The sequence below is a fragment of the Streptomyces sp. DH-12 genome, from assembly GCF_002899455.1.
Lineage (GTDB): Bacteria > Actinomycetota > Actinomycetes > Streptomycetales > Streptomycetaceae > Streptomyces.
In genome coordinates this window covers 5,239,846-5,258,953 of the sequence record NZ_PPFB01000001.1, presented here as the reverse complement: position 1 = coordinate 5,258,953, position 19,108 = coordinate 5,239,846, and the positions used below count along the sequence as shown (strand labels likewise).

At 72.5% G+C, this 19,108-nt stretch carries 17 protein-coding genes; 5 read left to right on the top strand and 12 right to left on the bottom strand.

The genetic code is table 11. From position 1 onward, the window contains the following. Positions 1-75 precede the first annotated feature (75 nt). The 5 genes from chvE to C1708_RS22550 all read left to right on the top strand — a co-directional run bounded on the left by chvE (position 76) and on the right by C1708_RS22550 (position 7,134). The gene (chvE, locus tag C1708_RS22570) at positions 76-1,188 is read left to right on the top strand and encodes a multiple monosaccharide ABC transporter substrate-binding protein (RefSeq protein WP_106414376.1); all 1,113 of its coding nucleotides are present in this window, start codon (positions 76-78) and stop codon (positions 1,186-1,188) included. A gap of 32 nt (positions 1,189-1,220) precedes the next feature. Beyond that, positions 1,221-2,771: a multiple monosaccharide ABC transporter ATP-binding protein gene (gene mmsA / locus C1708_RS22565; RefSeq protein ID WP_106416436.1), complete on the top strand. Its 1,551-nt coding sequence runs from the start codon at positions 1,221-1,223 to the stop codon at positions 2,769-2,771. Continuing rightward, entirely contained in the window at positions 2,768-4,012 is a 1,245-nt protein-coding gene (mmsB, locus tag C1708_RS22560; RefSeq protein WP_106414375.1) for a multiple monosaccharide ABC transporter permease, read from the top strand. The genes mmsA and mmsB overlap by 4 nt, the downstream gene beginning before the upstream one ends. A 55-nt stretch (positions 4,013-4,067) precedes the next feature. Then, positions 4,068-5,222: an aldose epimerase family protein gene (locus C1708_RS22555; RefSeq protein ID WP_106414374.1), complete on the top strand. Its 1,155-nt coding sequence runs from the start codon at positions 4,068-4,070 to the stop codon at positions 5,220-5,222. Between the two features lie 229 nt (positions 5,223-5,451). Then, positions 5,452-7,134, top strand: a complete 1,683-nt coding sequence (locus C1708_RS22550) for a pyridoxal phosphate-dependent aminotransferase (protein ID WP_106414373.1) — start codon at positions 5,452-5,454, stop codon at positions 7,132-7,134. A gap of 25 nt (positions 7,135-7,159) precedes the next feature. Here C1708_RS22550 and C1708_RS22545 read toward each other — a convergent pair whose 3' ends face one another. The 12 genes from C1708_RS22545 to C1708_RS22485 form a co-directional block, all read right to left on the bottom strand. After that, positions 7,160-8,413 carry a lytic transglycosylase domain-containing protein gene (locus tag C1708_RS22545; RefSeq protein WP_106414372.1) on the bottom strand — a complete coding sequence of 418 codons (1,254 nt, stop codon included), beginning with the start codon at positions 8,411-8,413 and terminating at the stop codon, positions 7,160-7,162. A 113-nt stretch (positions 8,414-8,526) separates the two neighbouring features. After that, positions 8,527-9,291, bottom strand: a complete 765-nt coding sequence (locus C1708_RS22535; RefSeq protein WP_106414371.1) for a hypothetical protein — start codon at positions 9,289-9,291, stop codon at positions 8,527-8,529. Between the two features lie 48 nt (positions 9,292-9,339). Continuing rightward, positions 9,340-9,888 carry an Rv1363c family protein gene (locus C1708_RS22530; RefSeq protein WP_106414370.1) on the bottom strand — a complete coding sequence of 183 codons (549 nt, stop codon included), beginning with the start codon at positions 9,886-9,888 and terminating at the stop codon, positions 9,340-9,342. Between the two features lie 25 nt (positions 9,889-9,913). Next, positions 9,914-10,561, bottom strand: coding sequence for a hypothetical protein (locus tag C1708_RS35195; protein ID WP_241911317.1), 648 nt, complete (start codon positions 10,559-10,561; stop codon positions 9,914-9,916). A 203-nt stretch (positions 10,562-10,764) separates the two neighbouring features. Next, entirely contained in the window at positions 10,765-11,298 is a 534-nt protein-coding gene (locus C1708_RS22520) for a hypothetical protein (RefSeq protein ID WP_106414369.1), read from the bottom strand. Beyond that, on the bottom strand, positions 11,295-12,569 hold the full coding sequence (locus tag C1708_RS22515; RefSeq protein WP_106414368.1) for an MCE family protein: 1,275 nt from the start codon (positions 12,567-12,569) through the stop codon (positions 11,295-11,297). The genes C1708_RS22520 and C1708_RS22515 overlap by 4 nt, the downstream gene beginning before the upstream one ends. Then, positions 12,566-13,891 (bottom strand): MCE family protein, encoded by a 1,326-nt coding sequence (locus C1708_RS22510; RefSeq protein WP_106414367.1) that lies wholly within the window; start codon positions 13,889-13,891, stop codon positions 12,566-12,568. The genes C1708_RS22515 and C1708_RS22510 overlap by 4 nt, the downstream gene beginning before the upstream one ends. Continuing rightward, positions 13,888-14,931 carry an MCE family protein gene (locus C1708_RS22505; protein ID WP_106414366.1) on the bottom strand — a complete coding sequence of 348 codons (1,044 nt, stop codon included), beginning with the start codon at positions 14,929-14,931 and terminating at the stop codon, positions 13,888-13,890. Before C1708_RS22505 ends, C1708_RS22510 begins: the two co-directional genes overlap by 4 nt. Beyond that, positions 14,928-15,971 (bottom strand): MCE family protein, encoded by a 1,044-nt coding sequence (locus C1708_RS22500; RefSeq protein WP_106416434.1) that lies wholly within the window; start codon positions 15,969-15,971, stop codon positions 14,928-14,930. The genes C1708_RS22505 and C1708_RS22500 overlap by 4 nt, the downstream gene beginning before the upstream one ends. Continuing rightward, on the bottom strand, positions 15,968-17,035 hold the full coding sequence (locus C1708_RS22495) for an MCE family protein (protein ID WP_106414365.1): 1,068 nt from the start codon (positions 17,033-17,035) through the stop codon (positions 15,968-15,970). The genes C1708_RS22500 and C1708_RS22495 overlap by 4 nt, the downstream gene beginning before the upstream one ends. After that, positions 17,032-18,297, bottom strand: a complete 1,266-nt coding sequence (locus C1708_RS22490; RefSeq protein ID WP_106414364.1) for an MCE family protein — start codon at positions 18,295-18,297, stop codon at positions 17,032-17,034. The genes C1708_RS22495 and C1708_RS22490 overlap by 4 nt, the downstream gene beginning before the upstream one ends. A gap of 1 nt (position 18,298) precedes the next feature. Then, on the bottom strand, positions 18,299-19,105 hold the full coding sequence (locus C1708_RS22485) for an MlaE family ABC transporter permease (RefSeq protein ID WP_106414363.1): 807 nt from the start codon (positions 19,103-19,105) through the stop codon (positions 18,299-18,301). Positions 19,106-19,108 lie beyond the last annotated feature (3 nt).

Below are 19,108 nucleotides of genomic sequence, written 5' to 3'. Positions count from 1 at the left end.
TTCGTACACGGCACCACCGACTCGAACCGAGTCGCCCGCTCCGCTCGACTCGTCCGACGATCAAGGAAGATCTCCATGCGTAACCGCAGAGCCGCATTCGCCGCGACGGCCACCGCCGTCACCCTCGCCCTCTCCCTGACCGCCTGCGGCCAGAACAGCGAGGGCGGCAGCCAGGAGGACAAGGGCAGCTCCGAGGGAGCCACCATCGGCATCGCGATGCCGACCAAGTCCTCCGAGCGCTGGATCGCCGACGGCGACAACGTCGTCGAGAACCTGGAGTCCAAGGGCTACGAGACCAAGCTGGTGTTCGGCGAGGACGAGCCGGACCAGCAGGTCTCCCAGATCGAGAACATGATCACGCAGGGCGTGGACGCCCTGATCGTGGCGGCCATCGACAACAAGTCGCTGAACAACGTGCTCCAGCAGGCCGCCGACGCCGACATCCCGGTCATCTCCTACGACCGCCTCATCCTCGGCACCGAGAACGTCGACTACTACGCCTCCTTCGACAACGAGAAGGTCGGCGAGCTCCAGGGCACCTACATCGCCGAGCAGCTGGGCCTGGCGGACGGCAGCGAGAAGGGGCCGTTCAACATCGAGCTGTTCGCGGGCTCCAACGACGACAACAACACCCGCTACTTCTTCCAGGGCGCGATGAACGTCCTGCAGCCGTACATCGACAAGAAGCAGCTCGTCGTCCGGTCCGGCCAGACGGAGCTGACCCAGGTGACCACCCTGCGCTGGGACGGCGCCACCGCGCAGCGGCGCATGGACGACATCCTCACCAAGTCGTACAAGAGCGCCAAGGTCGACGCGGTGCTCTCCCCGTACGACGGCATCTCCATCGGCATCCTGTCGGCGCTGAAGTCGGACGGCTACGGCACCGCGAACAAGCCGCTGCCGGTCGTCACCGGCCAGGACGCCGAGGTCGCCTCGGTGAAGTCGATCATCGCCGGCGATCAGTCGATGACCGTCTACAAGGACACCCGCGAACTCGCCAAGGTGGCCGCCGACATGGTCGACGCGCTGCTCAACGACAAGAAGCCCGAGGTCAACGACACCAAGACGTACGACAACGGCGCGAAGGTGGTGCCGGCGTACCTGCTGGAGCCGGTCGCCGTGGACAAGGCGAACTACCGGGAGACCGTCGTCGACTCCGGCTACATCAAGGAAAGCGACCTCAAGTAACCGCCGGACCACACGGATTGGAAGGCACGACCATGGCGGGACCCGTCCTGGACATGCGCTCGATCGTCAAGACCTTTCCCGGCGTCAAGGCGCTGTCGGACGTCAACCTGACCGTCCGGCAGGGCGAGGTCCACGCCGTCTGCGGGGAGAACGGCGCCGGCAAGTCGACCCTGATGAAGGTGCTCTCCGGCGTCCATCCGCACGGCACCTACGAGGGCGAGATCCTCTTCGAGGGGGAGGTCTGCCGCTTCAAGGACATCCGGGCGAGCGAGCAGCGCGGCATCGTCATCATCCACCAGGAGCTGGCGCTGGTGCCGTTCCTCTCCCTCGCGGAGAACATCTTCCTCGGCAACGAACACGCCACCCGCGGGTTCATCGACTGGAACGAGACGCTGAGGCACGCCACCGAGGTGCTGCGCCGGGTGGGACTCGACGACCACCCGGAGACCCGGGTCGCCGACATCGGCGTCGGCAAGCAGCAGCTCGTGGAGATCGCCAAGGCGCTGTCGAAGAAGGTGCGCCTGCTGATCCTCGACGAGCCGACCGCGGCGCTGAACGACGAGGACAGCGGCAAGCTCCTGGACCTGATCCTGGAGCTGAAGAAGCAGGGCATCACCTCGATCATCATCTCGCACAAGCTCAACGAGATCCGCCGGGTCGCCGACTCGGTGACCATCCTGCGCGACGGGCGGACCATCGAGACGCTCGACGTGAAGTCCCCGGAGACCACCGAGGACCGGATCATCAGCGGCATGGTCGGCCGGGACCTGGAGCACCGCTTCCCGGAGCGCACTCCGCACCGGCCGGAGGAGGGCACGGCGCCCGCCCTGGAGATCCGCGGCTGGACCGTGCACCACCCCATCGACCAGTCCCGCAAGGTGGTCGACGACGTGTCGCTGCACGTGCGGCGCGGGGAGATCGTCGGCATCGCCGGACTGATGGGCGCCGGCCGCACGGAGCTGGCGATGAGCGTCTTCGGGCGCAGCTACGGACGGTACGCGGGCGGCACGGTGCTCAAGGACGGCGAGGAGATCCGGACCCGGACCGTCGCCGAGGCGATCCGGCACGGCATCGCGTACGTCACCGAGGACCGCAAGCACTTCGGGCTCAACCTCATCGACACCATCAACCGGAACATCTCGCTGAGCGCGCTGGGCAAGGTCTCCCGGGCCGGTGTGGTCGACGAGCACGAGGAGCGGAAGGTCGCCGAGTCCTTCCGCACCTCCATGAACATCAAGGCGCCGACCGTGTTCGAGCCGGTCAGCAAGCTCTCGGGCGGCAACCAGCAGAAGGTCGTCCTCAGCAAGTGGATCTTCACGGGCCCCGACGTGCTGATCCTGGACGAGCCCACCCGCGGCATCGACGTCGGCGCCAAGTACGAGATCTACACGGTCATCGACCGGCTGGCCGCCGAGGGCCGGGCGGTGGTCTTCATCTCCTCCGAGCTGCCGGAGCTGCTCGGCATGTGCGACCGCGTCTACACCATGGCCGCCGGACGGCTGACCGGGGAGTTCACACGGTCCGAGGCCTCGCAGGAAGCGCTGATGCGCCAGATGACGAAGGACAAAGAGGTAACGCGATGAGCACGGATGTGACCGCCAAGACGCCGGCCCCGGCGCCGTCCGGCAAGGGCGGCGGGGCCGCGGACGGCGGACTGTGGGGGCTGGTCCTGAACGGCATGCGCCGCAACATGCGGCAGTACGGCATGCTCATCGCCCTGGGCCTGATCGTGACGCTGTTCGCGGTGTGGACCGACGGCGACCTGCTGCTGCCCCGCAACGTCTCCAACCTGGTGCTGCAGAACAGCCACATCCTGATCCTCGCGATCGGCATGATGATGGTGATCATCGCGGGCCACATCGACCTGTCGGTGGGATCGCTGACCGCGTTCGTCGGCGCGCTGGCCGCCGTGCTCATGGTCAAGAACGACATGCCCTGGCCGCTGGCCGTGCTGCTGTGCCTGGCCATCGGCGCGGTCGCCGGCGCCGTGCAGGGGTTCTTCATCGCGTACGGCGGCATACCGTCGTTCATCGTCACCCTGGCGGGCATGCTCATCTTCCGCGGGCTGACGGAGATCTTCCTGGAGGGCCAGACCCTCGGCCCGTTCCCGGAGGGCGAGCAGAAGATCGGCATGGGCTTCCTGCCGGAGGTCGGCCCGGAGACCAACTACCACAACCTCACCCTGCTGCTCGGTCTGGTGCTGATCGCGGCCGTGCTGCTCCAGGAGCTCCGTGACCGCCGCCGGCAGAAGTCCTTCTCGCTGGACGTGCTGCCGAGGAACCTGTTCCTGCTGAAGCTGGTCGCGGTCACCGCCGCGATCCTCACCGTCACCCTGCTGCTCGCCAGCTACAAGGGCGCCCCGATCGTGCTGCTCGTCCTGGGCGTGCTGGTGGTCGGTTACAGCTACGTGATGCGCAACTCCGTCTTCGGCCGCCACATCTACGCCATCGGCGGCAACCTGCCGGCGGCCAAGCTGTCCGGCGTGAAGGACAAGAAGGTCACCTTCTCCGTCTTCCTGAACATGGGCATGCTCGCGGCCCTGGCCGGTCTGGTGGTCGCCGCCCGGCTGAACGCGGCCTCGCCGAAGGCGGGCCTGAACTTCGAACTCGAGGCCATCGCCTCGGCGTTCATCGGTGGGGCCTCCATGAGCGGCGGTGTCGGCACCGTCCTCGGCGCCATCATCGGCGGTCTCGTCCTCGGCGTGCTGAACAACGGCATGAACCTCCTCAGCGTCGGCACCGACTGGCAGCAGGTCATCAAGGGCCTCGCCCTGCTGGCCGCGGTCGGCTTCGACGTGTGGAACAAGCGCAAGGTCGGTTCGTAAGTCAGCCCGGGCCCCGCCGCACGGCGGGGCCCCTTCCCTTCAGGGAGCGGCACGGATGGAACTGAACAGACGCACGCTCATCGCGGGAACCGCCGCGGCCACGGTGGCCGCCACCACCCTGGGCGGGACGGCGCACGCCTCGTCCGGGGGCCGGGGGAAGCCGGTCCGGGAACTCTTCGGCAGGCTCGCCGACGGCACCCGGGTGGACCGCTGGACGCTGGAGAACGGCGGCATCCGCATGAAGGTCCTCTCCTACGGCGGCATCGTCCAGTCGCTGGAGGTCCCCGACCGGCGCGGCCGGCGCGCCAACGTCTCCCTCGGCCTCGCCACCCTGGAGGAGTACGTCGCCTCCAGCCCGTACTTCGGCGCCCTGATCGGCCGGTACGGCAACCGCATCGACAAGGGCGCCTTCACCCTCGACGGCACCCGGTACCAGCTCTCCGTCAACGACGGCGACAACAGCCTGCACGGCGGCGCGCAGGGCTTCGACAAGCGGGTCTGGGACGTCGAGCCGTTCACCCGCGGCTCCGACGTCGGCCTGCGCCTGTACCACACCGCCGTCGACGGGGAGATGGGCTACCCGGGCACCCTGCGCACCAAGGTGACGTACACCCTCACCCGGGGCGGCGACTGGCGCGTCGGCTACGAGGCGGTCACCGACCGGCCGACGGTCGTCAACCTCACCAGCCACGTCTACTGGAACCTGGCCGGCGAGGGCAGCGGCAGCGTCCTGGACCACGAGCTGTCGATCGCCGCCTCCCGCTACACCCCGGTCGACGCGGGACTGATCCCCACGGGCGAACTGGCCGGGGTCGCCGGCACCCCGTTCGACTTCCGGCGGGCCAAGCCGGTCGGCCGGGACATCCGCACCGCCCACCGGCAACTGCTGTACGGGCAGGGCTTCGACCACAACTGGGTGCTGGACAAGGGCGTCACCGCCCGCCCGGAGCACGTGGCGACCCTGCGCGACCCGTCCTCCGGCCGCACCCTGCGCATCGCGACGAACGAACCGGGCCTGCAGTTCTACTCCGGCAACTTCCTCGACGGCACCCTGACCGGCAGCGGCGGCCGGGTGTACCGGCAGGGCGACGGGCTGTGCCTGGAGACCCAGCACTTCCCGGACTCCCCGAACCAGCCGGCGTTCCCCTCGACCGTGCTGCGGCCGGGCGAGACGTACCGGACGACGACGGTGCACACCTTCGGTACGTGAGCCGCCGTCCGGTGTGAGCACGTCGGCGTGAGGCCTTCGTGTGAGCACGTCGGCGTGAGGGCTTCGGTGTGAGCACGGTCACGGGCCGCCCTCACCTTTTCCTCACACGTGCTGAACGGCCCCCGGACCGGATCCGTAGTTCTGGGTGGCCCGTGCTCCCCCGCGCGGGCCGCCCAGGCATGACGGGCCCGTCACGTCCCCGGCGGGTCCGCCGCACACGGAGGTTCCCTTGGCCGACAACGTCACCTCGTTGTTCCGCAGCACCGCGGCGCACAGCCCTTCGATGGCGGCGCTGACGAGGGAGAGCGACGGGGCCGGTCCGGTGGACTTCTGCATTCCCTGCAACCCGTACTTCCCCACCCCCGCCATGTTCGAGGAGATGGCGGCCCGGCTGCGCGACATCATCACGTACTACCCGAGCAGCGCGGACACCATCACCGCCGAGCTGTGCGGCCTGCTGCGGCTGCCGCCGCAGTGCGTGGCGATGGGCAACGGCTCGACCGAGCTGATCACCTGGATCGACCATCTGCTGGTGCGCGAGTCGCTCGCCGTGCCGGTGCCGACCTTCGGCCGCTGGACCGACCAGCCGATGGAGACCGGCAAGCGGGTCGACATGTTCCCGCTCCAGGAGTCCAGCGGCTTCGCCCTGGACCTCGCGCAGTACGCCGACTTCATCCGCGCCCGCGGCACCCGGGTCGCCGTGATCTGCAACCCCAACAACCCCGACGGCGGCTTCCTGCACAGACACGCGGTCGTGCAGTTCATGGACGCCATGGCCGACCTGGACCTGGTGGTGATCGACGAGTCCTTCCTGGAGTTCGCCGACGCGGAGAACGAGCCGAGCGTGGTGCAGGAGGCGATGCTGCGCCCCAACGTCATCGTGCTGCGCAGCCTCGGCAAGAACTTCGGCCTGCACGGCATCCGCTTCGGCTACCTGGTCGCCAACCCCGCCCTGGCGGGCCGGGTGCGTGCGATGCTGCCCAAGTGGAACCTCAACTCCTTCGCCGAGCACGTGGTGTTCATGCTGAAGGAGCACGGCGCCGCGTACGCGCAGAGCCTGCACCAGGTGCGCCGCGACCGGATGGACATGTCCGGCCGGCTCTCCTCGCTGCCCGGCCTCACGGTCTACCCCTCCCAGGGCAACTTCCTCTTCGTGCGCCTGCCCGTGGGCGCCGAGGGGACCGTCGTCCGCGACAGACTGCTCACCGAGCACCGCGTCCTGGTGCGCGAGTGCGGCAACAAGATCGGCTCGTCCAGCCGCTTCCTGCGTCTCGTGGTGCGCCCCCAGGTCGACGTACGTCGCCTGGTGACCGGCCTGGAACAGGTGCTCTACGGGACGTCCAGGAGGGGAGCCGCCGCGCCCGGGCAGGCCACAGGGACCGGCTACAGCTCGGGCACGGCGGCGGTGGACCGCCTGGTGAGCGAGACCAACGGGGCCGGAACGCGCGGCCTCGCGCAGGCCGTCGGCGCCGGCATGCCGCTCCCCGCCGCCGCGTCCGCCCCCGCGGTGGGCGCGGGCGGCGGGATGCCGGCGCCGGCCGCGGCGGGACCGCCCCAGCCGGAACCCCTGCCCGTGCAGCAGCCCGTGCCGCAGCGGCTTCCGCAGCCGGCGCCGTTCCTGGAACCGGCCGCGCAGCCCGCCCCGGCCGCCGCACCGCCCCTCGCCCCCGCGGCCGCGTTCCCGCCGCCCACGCCCGCACCCGCGCCTCCGCCCATGCCCGCGCCCACGCCTGCCCCGACGCCGGCGCCCTCCCCGGCGCCCACCGGCCCCACCCCGCCCGGCGTGCCGGCGCGCGGCGGGCTGACGGCGGCTCAGGTGCGCGGCACCGACGGGCTGTCCATGGCCCCGGCGACGGGCTGGCCGGGGGCGCAGAGCTGGCCGGACGCGGCGGGGATGGGACGGACGGGCTGAGGCGCCGGCCGGCGGCTGTCTCCCCCTACTGCCCGGACGGGGTCTCCGTCGGGGTCGGGCAGGGTGCGTCGGGGGCGGACGGGGAGGTCGTGGGCCCGGGCTCCGGACCGGGATCGGTCGGCTCCGGGGAACAGGGGTCCGAGCTGGTCGGGTCCGGTGAGGGCTCGGCGGTCCCGGTCGGGGACTCGACGGGCGGTTCCGAGGGCTCCTGGCTCGTCGGAGGATCTGTCGGAGTGCCGGTCGGAGACGTGCTGGGACCGGGCGACGCCGGCGGCGAGGCGTCCGGGGAGGACGGGGAAGGGCGCGGGGACGGTCCCGGACCGCCCGAGGGGCTGGGCTGCGGGCCTATGACGACGCCCCCGCCACCACCCCGGCCCCCGCCCCCGCCGCCGACCGGCCCGGTCGCCGGGGTGTCGCTGCCCGCGCCGGGGCTGCGGGGGACGACGCCCTCGCCGTCGGGCACGGCGTGGACCCCGTGGCTGTAGAACGCCAGCCAGTACCTGACCAGGCGCAGGTAGGCACGGGAGTGGTTGTAGCTCAGGACCGCCCGGTCCAGGTCCGCCGGGCGGCTCAGGTCCCGGTCGCCGGCGCACAGGTAGTGGCCGGCCGCCAGCGCCGCGTCGAAGATGTTGTTCGGGTCGGCGCGTCCGTCGCCGTTGCCGTCCGTGCCCCAGCTCGCCCAGGTGGACGGCAGGAACTGCATCGGGCCCACCGCCCGGTCGTAGACGGTGTCGCCGTCGTGGGCGCCGCCGTCCGTGTCCCGGATCAGCGCGAAACCGCGTCCGTCGAGGGCCGGCCCGGTGATGCGGCCGAGCGTCGTGCCGTTCCGGTCGACCGCGCCGCCGCGCGCCTGGCCGGACTCGACCTTGCCGATGGCGGCCAGCAGCTCCCAGGACAGCCGGCAGCCGGGGTCCGTCCTGGCGACCGAGGTCTCGGCGGCACGGTAGGCGCGCAGCACGGTGGCCGGGATGCCCGACTGGGCGCGGACCTCCGGGTGGAGCGCCGGTGAGGCCGGGGCCGTCCGCGCGGTGCGGAGCGGCGGGAGTTCGGTGTGGTACGAGCCGTCACCCGGCGGCGCGAGTTCGGCGAACGGGTCGCCCGCGGCCTGCGGCGCCCCGTCGTCGCCCACCGGTTCGGCCCGGGCCTCCATGGCGTCCCCCACGAGGCCGGGTCCCTGGGAAGCGGTCAGGGCCGTCATGGCCGCCACGGCGAGCACGGTCGTGCGCAGTCCCCTGCGGGCCCGGCCGGAGCACCGGCGTCGGGATCGGCGTACGGACATGGGCGTCACTCCTGTCGGATCCGTCGGAGGTGCGGGTGGTGCGGAGGTGCAGGAGGTGCAGGAGGTGCGGGCGGCGCGGGTGGGACGAGGTGGCGAGGGCGGTCGGGCGTCGGTCATCCGCGGCCGAAGGTGTCGAGGCCGGAGACGAGCCAGCGTCCGTCGCGGTGCACGGTGTCCACGGCGAGCATGGCGGCCGCGTACACGCCGTCGTCCCGCGCCTCGCCCTTCCCGCCCGTCCGCTCGCCGGAGGTGGCGACGCTGCTCTGGTCGGCGTAGACGAGGACCCGGGCCCGGTCGCCGTCGATCCGTTCGACCGCGGTCTCGGTGACCGTCGTGGTGATCACCGCCTTCCGCGCGTCGGCCCGCTTCCGGACGTCGGCGAGCAGGTCCCGGTGCTGGGCGACGGCCTTGCCCGTGAGGAGGTCCTTCGCGGCCTTGTCGAAGGCTCCGGGATCGGCGTGGTCGTAGGAGAACAGCCGGTCGACGGCCTCGGCCACCTGCCCCTTGATCTCGCTGGTGCGGGCGAGGTCGGTCAACGCCGTGTTGCTCCGCGCGGGCTCGGCGCGGAGCGACTCGGCCTCCGCGTGGGCGTAGCCCGCGAAGGCGCCGAGGAGCACCGTCAGCGCGCAGAGCGCCGCCAGGCCCAGAGGACGGCGCGGCCGGGACCGGACGGTCCCGCTCCCCCCGTCCGTGGCCGGTGCGGGCCCGCGCCGGGAGGGCGGCGTCCGCACGGCGGTACGGACGGCCGCACCGCGCGTACCGGTGCGGTCCTCCGTGCCCTCCGGGCGGGGGGCGGCGGTCGTCGCGGTCGCGGCGGGGCGGGCGACGCGGGCCTGACGGCGTCGCTGGCGGTTGATGTGGTGACGGGTCGTCGACATGGTGGGGTGTCCTCCTCGCTGCGGCCGGCTCGTGCGGTACGGGACCGGTCAGCCGGCCGGTGCGCCGCCGACGGGCGCCTGGCCCAGGGCGCTCAGCTTCCACCGGCCGTCGGTCCGGGTGAGTTCGCCGAGCATGCGGCTGTCCTTGTCGGTGCGTGTCCCGTCGGCCGCCTCGACGGTGACGCGCAGGGCGACCAGCACCCGGGCGCGGCCGGCGCGGTCGTCGAGTTCGGTGACGGCGCCGGACAGCACCCGGGCCGTGCTGACGGTCTTCGCCTCCTTCACCTGTTCGGCGAAGTCGGACCGGCCGGCGTCGAGCTGCTCGTGCAGTTCCCCGGTCGTCGACGCCTCCCAGAGGTCGAGTCCCTGGTCCAGGTCGCGGTGGTCGAGCGTGTTGAGGTTCTGCACGGCCTGCTCCCCCGCGGCGAGCGCCTCGTCCCGTTGCACGGCGTAGGCGGTCCGGTCGTCGTGGGCCGCCCGGTACCAGTCCTGGCCCGCCCACGCGGCGAAACCGCCGGCGACGAGGGCGAGGGCGAGAGCCGGCGCGTACGGCGTCCGGAGGCGGTTCGCGGCGAGGCGGCGGGCCGGTCGTTCCATGGGGTGCTCCCGTCTTTCGCGCATGTCAGCGGGCCTTGATGTCGACGATCCGCCACCGGTCGTCCTCGAGTCGTGCCGTGACCGTGAGCTGCGCCGCCGCGGTGGTGGCCGCGTCCTCGCCCCTGCGGGAGGTCTGGTCGAGGAAGACCAGCAGGCGGGCTCGGTCGCCGTCGAGTTCCACCACACCGGTGCGGACGGCGCGGGTGCTCAGGGTGACGCGCTGCGCGGCGAGGTCCTGGCGGACGCGGTCGAAGAGGGTCGCGTACTGGCGGGCGGCCCGCCCGTCGAGGACGGTGCGTGCGGAGCGCTCGGCGGCGGCGGTGCCGTCGGGTGTGTAGGAGAAGATGCGGGCGAGGGCGTTGCCGACGTCCCCGGCGACCCGGCTGGTGGCCTCGGTGTCGGTGAGCGCCCGGTTCCGGGCGGACTCGGCCGACCGCAGCTGGTGGGCCGCGTGGAGGAAGGCACAGCCGCCGAGGACCAGGGCCGCGGCGACGCCCGCGGCGACGGCCCGCCTCAGCCGCGGGCCCGGCCGACGGCCGTTCCCCGCACGGCGGTTCGCCGGGCGGTGGGCGAGACCGTCACCGGGCTCGCCCTCGGACGACTCCTCGCGGGACCCGTCACCGGGTAAGTCCCCGGCGGACCGCTCCCCGGCGGTGTCGCCCCCGACGGACACATCCGCCGGCGCGTCGCCGTGACGCCCCTCCCCCGGGCTCCTCGTCCCCCTGCCCCCGCTGCCGGAGTCCTCCCCCTCCGGGCCTGCGTCCGCGACGACGGCTTCCCCGGTGCGGGCGCTCGCGGAGTCCGTCTGCGCGTGTCCCTCCGGTCCCGTGCCGGGCTCTCGTGCACCTGTCCTGCGGGCCGCCGGCCACGTCCGTGTCATCGGTCCCCGTCCTCCCTCTCTCCCTCGACCGGTACGGCTCCCTCGACCGGTACGGCACTCAGGGCCTTCACCTTCCACACGTCCTCGCCCGTGCGGGCCAGGACCGCCTCCAGGCGCTTGCGGTCGACGGCCGGTTTCCCCGTCCCGGGCGGTGTGACCTCGACGCGGACGGTGGCGATGAGCTTCGCCGTGCCGGAACGGGTGTCGAGCGCGGTGACGGCGGCCTCGGTGACCGTGCCGCGCGCCGAGGCCCCGGTCCGGGCCCCGGTGGCGCCGAGCTCCTCGCGCAGCGGGCCGGTGGAGACGTCGCGCCACTCCCGGACGCCGCGCTCCGCGCGCTGCCGCGTGGAGGCGTCGATCGTGGTGAGCACGGCGAGGGCCCGGCGTCCGTCGGCGAGCGCCGCGTCCCGTTCCCTGCCGTACGCGAGACCGTCGTCGGTGCGTGCCTGGGTGTACGTCCACGCACCGGCGCCGCAGAAGCCGAGGGCCAGGGCGAGCCCCGTCCCGGCGAGGATCCGGGCCCGCCTCATCGGGCGCCTCCGGCGGCCGGGCTGAGGACGCCCGTCAGGTCGCGCGGCGCCTCGCCGCCCTGCCCGGGCAGGGCGAGCGCGCCGGGCAGCGCGGCGCCGCCGTGCCGCGCCGCGCCGCTGCCGGAGGGCAGGGAGCCGGGGCGGGCCGGTTCGGGCACCGCGCCGCCCTTCGGGGCGTTCGCCGCGCCGCGCACGTTCGTCCCCGTCGACGCCGGGGCGGTGCAGGCCGCGCCGGTGTTCAGGGGAGGTGCGGTGCCGAGGTCGAGGCCGTTGCGGTAGCGCGTGGCGCCGTACCCGGCCGTGCAGGGCAGGGGGTCGAAGAAGGTGACGGCCATGCCGAGGTTCAGCTTCCCTCCGTCGACGGCGGTGGCTCCGGCGGAGACGGCCGCCGGGTACGTCACGAGCAGTTCCTCGATGCCTCGCTGCCGGGTGACGGCGACCTCGGCGGTGGTGAGCAGGTTGGCGAGCACGACGCCGAGGCTCGGGTCGAGGTCCCGCAGCACGCCGCTGACCTGGGTGGCGGCCTCGGGGGTGACCGCGAGGAGGCGGCGCAGGTCGGCGTCGGACCCCTTGAGGGCACGGGCCAGTTCCTCCGCCCCCCGGGCGAAGCCGCGGATCGCCTCGCCCTCCTGGGCCTGGGTGCGCAGGACGGTCTCGCCGTCGGTGATGAGCAGGGTGGTGGACGGCAGGGCGCGGTCGGCGGCCTTGACGAAGTCGCTGCCGCTGTCGAGCAGCACCTGGAGGTCGTCGCCGTGTCCTTCGAAGGCCTCGCCCAGCTCGTCGACGACCGTGCGCAGATCGTCCTGCGGAACCGACCGCACCAGGTCGTCGACGCTGGCGAGGACGTCGGTGACGGGGGCGGGCACCTGGGTCTGGGCCTGGTCGATGCGGGTGCCGTCCGTCAGGTAGGGGGAGCCGTCGCTCTCCGGCCGCAGGTCGATGTACTGCTCGCCCACGGCCGAGAGCGCGGCGACCACGGCCTTGGTGTCGGCGGGGATGCGGGGTGCGGACTTCTTGATCCGCAGTTCGGCGACGACCCCGTCGTCGGTCAGGCGGATGGGACCGACGCGGCCCACCGAGACGCCTCGGTACGTGACGTCCGCGTGGGTGAACAGACCGCCCGTGCGCGGCAGTTGCACGTCGACGGTGTAGTGGTCGGCGACGCCGACGTACCGGCCGAGGTCGGCGTAGCGGATGCCGAGGTAGGACAGGGCGAGGACGGCGATGAGGAGGAAGGCGAGGTTCTTCAGCCGTACGGCGAGGGTGATCACGAGCCGTCACCCGCCTCCGGGGACGCCGGTGCGGTGTCCGCGCCGGCGGTGGGCGCGGACACGGAGGGCAGGGGCAGCGGGGAGGAACCCCGCGACGGCGGCGGGGAGGGGGCGGGGGCGGACGAGTCCCCCGGGTCCGCCGCCCCGGGGCCGCCCCTGCCGGAGGGGCGTCCCTCACCGGCGGCGCCCGCCCCGCCGCGGGCCGCGGCGGTGGGGCCCGTGGAGGGGAGCGGGGCGTCGATCGGCGGGATCACCTCGGCTCCGGGCACGGCGACCATGCTCAGATACGCGTTGAGGTAGTCGCCCTTCACCCCGTTCAGCACCTCGTCGGTGAAGGGGTAGGTCACCAGCACCTGGAGCGCGTCGGGCAGGTCCGCGCCGGCGTCGGCGAGCTCCTTCAGCGTCGGCGCGATGGCCTTGAGGTCGGCGATCATGTCGTCCTTGCTCGCGTCGATGATGGACACGGCGACGCCGGAGAGCGTGTCGAGGGAGCGCAGCATGATCAGCAGTGAGCCGCGCTGCCTCTCCAGCGTCTTCAGGCCGGGCGAGAGGCCGGTGAGGACGGTCCCGACGTCGTCCTTGCGGTGGGCGAGGGTGGAGGAGAGCCGGTTGACGGCGTCGAGCGCGTCGGTGATGTCCCCCCGGTGGTCGTCGAGTTCGGTCACCAGGGTGTTCACCCGCCGGAGCATGGAGCGGACCTCGGGTTCCCGGCCGCCGAGCGCCGCGTTGAGTTCCCGCGTGATGGTCCTGAGCTGGTTGACGCCGCCGCCGTTCAGCAGCAGGGACAGCGCGCCGAACACCTCCTCCACCTCGGTGTTGCGGCTGGTGCGGGACAGCGGGATGACGCTCCCGTCGGACAGCCTGCCGCTCCCGCCGCCGGGCGGGGGAGCGAGCTGGACGTACTTCTCGCCCAGCAGGCTGGACTGTTCCAGGCGCGCGGTCGCGTCGGCGGGCAGCCGTACGTCGCCGTTGATCTCCATGGAGACGCGGGCGGACCAGTCGTCGCCGAGCTCGATGCCGGTGATCCGGCCGACCGCGACGTCGTTGACCCGCACCGCGGAGTGCGGGACGAGACTCAGGACGTCGCCGAGTTCGGCGGTGACGGTGTAGGGGCGGTCACCGAGGTCGGCGCCGCCGGGCAGCGGCAGGTCCTCGATGCCGTCGAGGCCGCGGGGCGCGACGGCGACGCCGCCGACGGCGAGGGTGAAGCCGAGGCCGAGGGCGATCAGTCCGCCCACGGTGAGGCCGGCGACCCGGCCGGTGGTGAACGCGCCGCGTCCGAGCCGCGAGGCGGCCCGGCTGCCGTGTGTGCCGCGCTTCATCTCTTCCCCTTCCCCCCGGTCGCGGGCCCGTCGCCGCTCGTGGCGGAGGCGCCGGTGACGGGCAGTGGCAGCAGGGGGCCTCCCATGCTGATCTCGTTGAGGTTCGCCCGGCCGTCGAGGGTGCGGGTGTCGGGGTTGTAGGCGTTCACGACGTTGCCGGCGGCCAGCGGCGCCACGTCCAGCGCCTCGGCCAGCGAGGCCCGTTGCTCGACCAGGGTGCGGGTGATCGGGACGAGCCGGTCGACGTTCTCCTTCAGCTCGCCCCGGTTGTCCTCGATGAAGGTCTTCACCTGGCCGAGGGCCTTGCCGAGTTCCTCGAGCGCGCCGGTGAGGTCGTCCTTGTTGTCGGCGAAGAAGACGACGACCTCGTCGAGGCGTTCCTGCGCGGTGCGCACGTCGGCGTCCTTGTCCTTCAGCATGGTGGTGAACGTCTGGAGGCTGCGGAGCGTCCGGAACAGGTCGCCGCTGCTCCCGTCCAGGGTCCTGGCCGCCTTGCCGAACTCCTCGACGCCGTCACCGATGGCCTCGCCGTTGCCGTCCAGGTTGGCGGCGCCGGTCCGCAGCAGGCCGGACAGGGCGCCGTCGGCGTTGGCGCCGTCCGGGCCGAGGGCGTCGGCGAGTTCGGTGATCGAGTCGTAGATCTGGTCGATCTCGACGGGGACGCGGTTGCGCTCGGCGGGCAGCACGGCGCCGTCGGCGAGGGTGGGGCCGGTGCGGTGGGCGGGGGTGAGCTGCACGTAACGGTCGGCGACGACGCTGGGCGCGACGACGACGGCCCGCGCGTTCTCGGGGACCTTCACCCCCTCGTCGAGGCGGAGGTCCACCCGGACGGTGGTGCCCTGCGGCCGCACCGACTCCACCTCGCCGACCCGCACGCCGAGGATGCGCAGGTCGGAGCCGGCGTGGACGCCGACGACGCGGTCGAAGTAGGCGGTGATGCGGACACCGTCGGGAGCGAGGGCCGAGGCGGCGGCCAGTCCGCCGGCGGCGAGCACCACCAGGGCGAGCAGGCCGGTGAGGATCTTTCTGCGTCGGCTCATCGTTCACCACTCCCCCGGGCCGCCGCCGGCTGTTTCGGCGGCAGGCATCCGGTCTCGGGCAGGGAGGTCTCCGGCAGGTAGTCGCGGGGCACGACGCCGCACAGGTAGCTGTCGAACCAGCGGCCGTTGCCCAGGGTGTTGCCGACCAGGCGGTAGTAGGGGCCGACCAGGGCGAGCGTCTTGCCGAGCTGGTCGTTGTTCTTCTCCAGGACGCCGGTCACCCGGCCGAGGGCCTTGAGGGTGGGGCCGAGCTGTCTCTCGTTGTCCTCGACCAGTCCGCCGAGTTCGGTTCCGAGGTCACGGCTGCCCTTGAGCAGGGCGCTGATGGCGGCCCGCCGCTTCTTGAGCTCGCCGAGCAGGGAGCCGCCGTCCTCGATGAGGGTCTCGAAGCTGGACTTCTGGTTCTCCAGCGTCTTGCTGAACCGGGCGCTGCCCTTGAGGAGCCTGGAGAGTTCCGCGTCGCGCTCGGAGACGGAGCGGGACAGGTCGGACAGGCCGGTGGCGGCCTTGCTCACGTGCGGAGGCGAGTCCTTGAAGGTGTCGGAGATGGTCTCGAAGCTCTCCGCGAGCCGGCGGGTGTCGATGGCGTCGACGGTGCCGCTGAGGTCCTGGAAGGCCTGGGTGACGTCGTAGGGGGAGGTGGTGCGGGACGCCGGGATGCGGCTGTCGGGGTCCTGCGGGCGGGAGCCGAGGGGGTCGACGGCCAGGTACTTGTCGCCGAGGACGGTCTTGACGGCGATGGCGGCGGTGGTGCGGTCGCCGATCCAGGCGTCGTCGACCGTGAAGGAGACCTTCACCTTGGCGCCGTCCAGTGCGACACCGGTGACCTTGCCGACCTTGACGCCGGCGATGCGCACCTCGTCGCCCTCGTCGAGGCCCGCCGCCTCGGAGAAGTCGGCGCTGTAGGCGGTGCCGCCGGTGAACGGCAGCCGGTCCGCGCCGTAGGCGAGGCCGCCGAGCAGGGTGAGGGCGAGCAGGCCGGCGATGCCGACGGCGACGGGGTCACGGTCCTTGACCGGCTTCATGCGCGGGCGTCTCATCCGCGGCACCTCGATTCGGTGATCGCGATGCCGGTGGGCGGCTCGGAACCGTCGGAGGTGGTCACTCCGCTCACACGCGCCTCGCAGAGGTAGAGGTTGAACCACGATCCGTAGGAGGACAGCCGGGCCAGGGCGGTCATCTTGGCGGGGGTCCGGTCGAGGAACTGCTCGATCTGCGGGGTGTGCTCGCCGAGGTTCCGCGAGAGCCGGCCCAGTTCGCGGATGTCCCGCTTCAGGGGCGCGCGCCCGTCGTCGAGGAGGTCGGCGGTCACGGTGGTCAGGTCGCCCATGGCCGCGACGGCCCTGCCGAGGGGTTCGCGGTCCTCGTCGAAGCCGGAGACGAGGTCGCGCAGGGTGACGACGAGGTCGTCGAAGCTGTCCTCGCGGTCGTTGAGGGTGTCCAGGACGGTGGTGAGGTTCTCGACGACCGCGCCGATCACCTCGTCCTTGGCGGCGACGGTGGTGCTGAGCGAGCCGATGCGGCGGATCAGGCTGTCGACGGTGGCGCCCTCGCCCTGGAGAACCTGCACGATCGATCCGGCGAGTTCGTTGACGTCCTTCGGGGAGAGCCCTTCGAACAGGGGCTTGAAACCGTTGAAGAGGAGGGTCAGGTCGAGCGCGGGAGTGGTGCGGTCCAGCGGCACGGTGGCGCCCTCCTCCAGGGTGCCGCCGAGGTCGCCGCTGCCACGGCCGAGCGACACGTAGCGCTGGCCCACCATGTTGAGGTACTTCACCGCGGCGGTGGTCGAGCGGGGCAGCCGGCGGTCCTCGCGGACGGTGAAGGTGACCTGCGCGAGGCGCCGTTGCACGACGCGTACGTCGGTCACCTCGCCGACCGTCACACCGGAGATCCGCACGCTGTCCCCGTCCCGGAGCCCGGTGACGTCGGTGAAGAGGGCCTTGTAGGTACGGCCGGCGCCGACGTCGGCGCCGGAGCCCGAGCCGGCGACGCCGAGGCCGAGCACGGTGGTGGCGAGGGCGGTGACCACCACGAAGACGAGGGACTTCAGCAGCGGTCCGGTCAGCGGGCGGCGCCGGGTGTGCGCGGTGTCGGAGCCGGTCATCCGAGGGTCACCTCCGTACCGCGGTAGACGGGGCCGGCGAGGAGGCTGCTCCAGTCGGGCAGATCGCCCGGGGCCGCGCCGGCGGCGGGGGCCAGCAGTTCGTTGACGAGGTCGTTCTCCGCCGGGGAGTTGGCGGGCCCGAGGTCCTCGGCGGCCGCGACGGAGGCGGACGGCGCGGCGGGCCGGGGCAGCGGGCCGACGTAGGGCACGGAGGGGCAGCGCGGGCCGCCGCCGGAGTCGTACACCGGGGTGTCCCGGCCGGGGCGGTAGGCGCCGCGCGCGGCGACGGCGGTGACGTCGACGTGGATACCGGGCCGGTCGCCGCCCTTGCCGAGCGCCCGGTCCATGGCCGGGACGAACTCGGCGAGGGTGCGCAGGGTGCACGGGAAGGAGGAGGAGTACTCGGCGAGCAGTTCCAGGGTCGGCCGGCCGGTGGCGGCCAGGCGGATGAGGTTGCCCCGGTTCTCGCGCAGGAAGGCCGTCACGTCCTCGGACGTCCGGGTCGTGGAGCCGAGGGCGGAGGCGAGTTCGGCCTCCTTCTCGGCGAGGGTGCCGCTGGTGGTGGTGAAGTCGGTGAGCGCCGTGATGACGTCGGGTGCGGCGTCCGCGTAGACATGGCTGACCTTCACGAGTTCCCTGAGGTCGCGGTTGAGGGCGGGCAGGTGCGGGTTGAACTCCTCCAGGTGCCGTTCCAGCAGGCTCAGCGTCCGGCCGAGCCGTTCCCCGCGGCCTTCCAGGGCCTGCGAGACGGCCGACAGGGTCGCGGCGAGCTTCTGCGGCTGGACCGCGGTGAGCATCGGCAGGACGTCGTCGAGCACCTGCTGGAGTTCGACGGCGTTCTCGGAGCGGTCCTGGGGGATGACGGCTCCGGCGGCCAGCGGCTCGGGCGAGGGGTTCTCGGGCGGCACCAGGGCCACGAACCGCTCGCCGAACAGCGTGGTCGGCAGCATCTGGGCGCGGACGTCGGAGGGTACGGCGTCCAGCGTGCCGGGCTTCATGGCGAGGGTGAGGCGGGCCCCGTCGCCGGTGGCGTCGATGGCGCGGACCTCGCCGACGACGACGCCGCGCAGTTTCACCTCGGCGCCCGGGTGCATCTGGTTCCCGACGCTGTCGGTCTCGACCACGACCGGGTCGGACGCGGTGAACTTCTTGTCGTAGACGGCGACGGCCAGCCAGATCAGCAGGGCGGGCACCAGCACGAACACCACTCCGGCGAGTCTGCGGCGCAGCGTCCGTCCTCGGGGTTCCCGGGATTCGCTCATCTCACCCCGCCACCTTCACGGTCGTGGTCGCACCCCACAGGGCCAGCGACAGGAAGAAGTCGGTGACGCTGATCAGGACGATGGCGTTGCGCACGGACCGTCCGACGGCGACACCGACACCGGCGGGGCCGCCCGAGGCGCGGAACCCGTAGTAGCAGTGGGCGAGGATCACCATCACGCTGAAGATCAGCACCTTCAGCACGGAGAGCAGCACGTCCGTCGGGGAGAGGAAGAGGTTGAAGTAGTGGTCGTACGTCCCCCGGGACTGCCCGTTGAACAGGACGGTGACGTAGCGGGAGGCGACGTAGGAGGAGAGCAGCCCGATCGCGTAGAGCGGGACGATGGCGACGACGCCGGCGATGATGCGGGTGGTGACCAGGTAGGGCATGGAGCGGATGCCCATGCCCTCGAGTGCGTCGACCTCCTCGTTGATGCGCATGGCGCCGAGCTGGGCGGTGAAGCCCGCGCCGACGGTCGCGGAGAGGGCGAGCCCCGCGACGAGAGGGGCGATCTCGCGGGTGTTGAAGTAGGCGGAGACGAATCCGGTGAACGCGGCCGTGCCGATCTGGTCGAGGGCCGCGTAGCCCTGGAGTCCGACGACGGTTCCGGTGAACAGCGTCATCGCGATCATCACGCCGATGGTGCCGCCGACGACGCCGAGGCCGCCGGAGCCGAAGGCCACCTCGGCGAGGAGACGCTGCACCTCCTTGAGGTACCGGTGCAGGGTCCGCGGGATCCACAGCAGGGCCCGTGCGTAGAACAGCAGTTGGTCGCCGGAGCGGTCCAGCAGGGCGAGCGGGGAGGCCATCGG

Coding starts and splice junctions, on each gene's coding strand:
- chvE (WP_106414376.1), top strand. CDS start 76: ATGCGTAACCGCAGAGCCGCATTCGCCGCGACGGCCACCGCCGTCACC.
- mmsA (WP_106416436.1), top strand. CDS start 1,221: ATGGCGGGACCCGTCCTGGACATGCGCTCGATCGTCAAGACCTTTCCC.
- mmsB (WP_106414375.1), top strand. CDS start 2,768: ATGAGCACGGATGTGACCGCCAAGACGCCGGCCCCGGCGCCGTCCGGC.
- C1708_RS22555 (WP_106414374.1), top strand. CDS start 4,068: ATGGAACTGAACAGACGCACGCTCATCGCGGGAACCGCCGCGGCCACG.
- C1708_RS22545 (WP_106414372.1), bottom strand. CDS start 8,413: ATGTCCGTACGCCGATCCCGACGCCGGTGCTCCGGCCGGGCCCGCAGG.
- C1708_RS22535 (WP_106414371.1), bottom strand. CDS start 9,291: ATGTCGACGACCCGTCACCACATCAACCGCCAGCGACGCCGTCAGGCC.
- C1708_RS22530 (WP_106414370.1), bottom strand. CDS start 9,888: ATGGAACGACCGGCCCGCCGCCTCGCCGCGAACCGCCTCCGGACGCCG.
- C1708_RS22520 (WP_106414369.1), bottom strand. CDS start 11,298: ATGAGGCGGGCCCGGATCCTCGCCGGGACGGGGCTCGCCCTGGCCCTC.
- C1708_RS22510 (WP_106414367.1), bottom strand. CDS start 13,891: ATGAAGCGCGGCACACACGGCAGCCGGGCCGCCTCGCGGCTCGGACGC.
- C1708_RS22505 (WP_106414366.1), bottom strand. CDS start 14,931: ATGAGCCGACGCAGAAAGATCCTCACCGGCCTGCTCGCCCTGGTGGTG.
- C1708_RS22500 (WP_106416434.1), bottom strand. CDS start 15,971: ATGAGACGCCCGCGCATGAAGCCGGTCAAGGACCGTGACCCCGTCGCC.
- C1708_RS22495 (WP_106414365.1), bottom strand. CDS start 17,035: ATGACCGGCTCCGACACCGCGCACACCCGGCGCCGCCCGCTGACCGGA.
- C1708_RS22490 (WP_106414364.1), bottom strand. CDS start 18,297: ATGAGCGAATCCCGGGAACCCCGAGGACGGACGCTGCGCCGCAGACTC.
- C1708_RS22485 (WP_106414363.1), bottom strand. CDS start 19,105: ATGGCCTCCCCGCTCGCCCTGCTGGACCGCTCCGGCGACCAACTGCTG.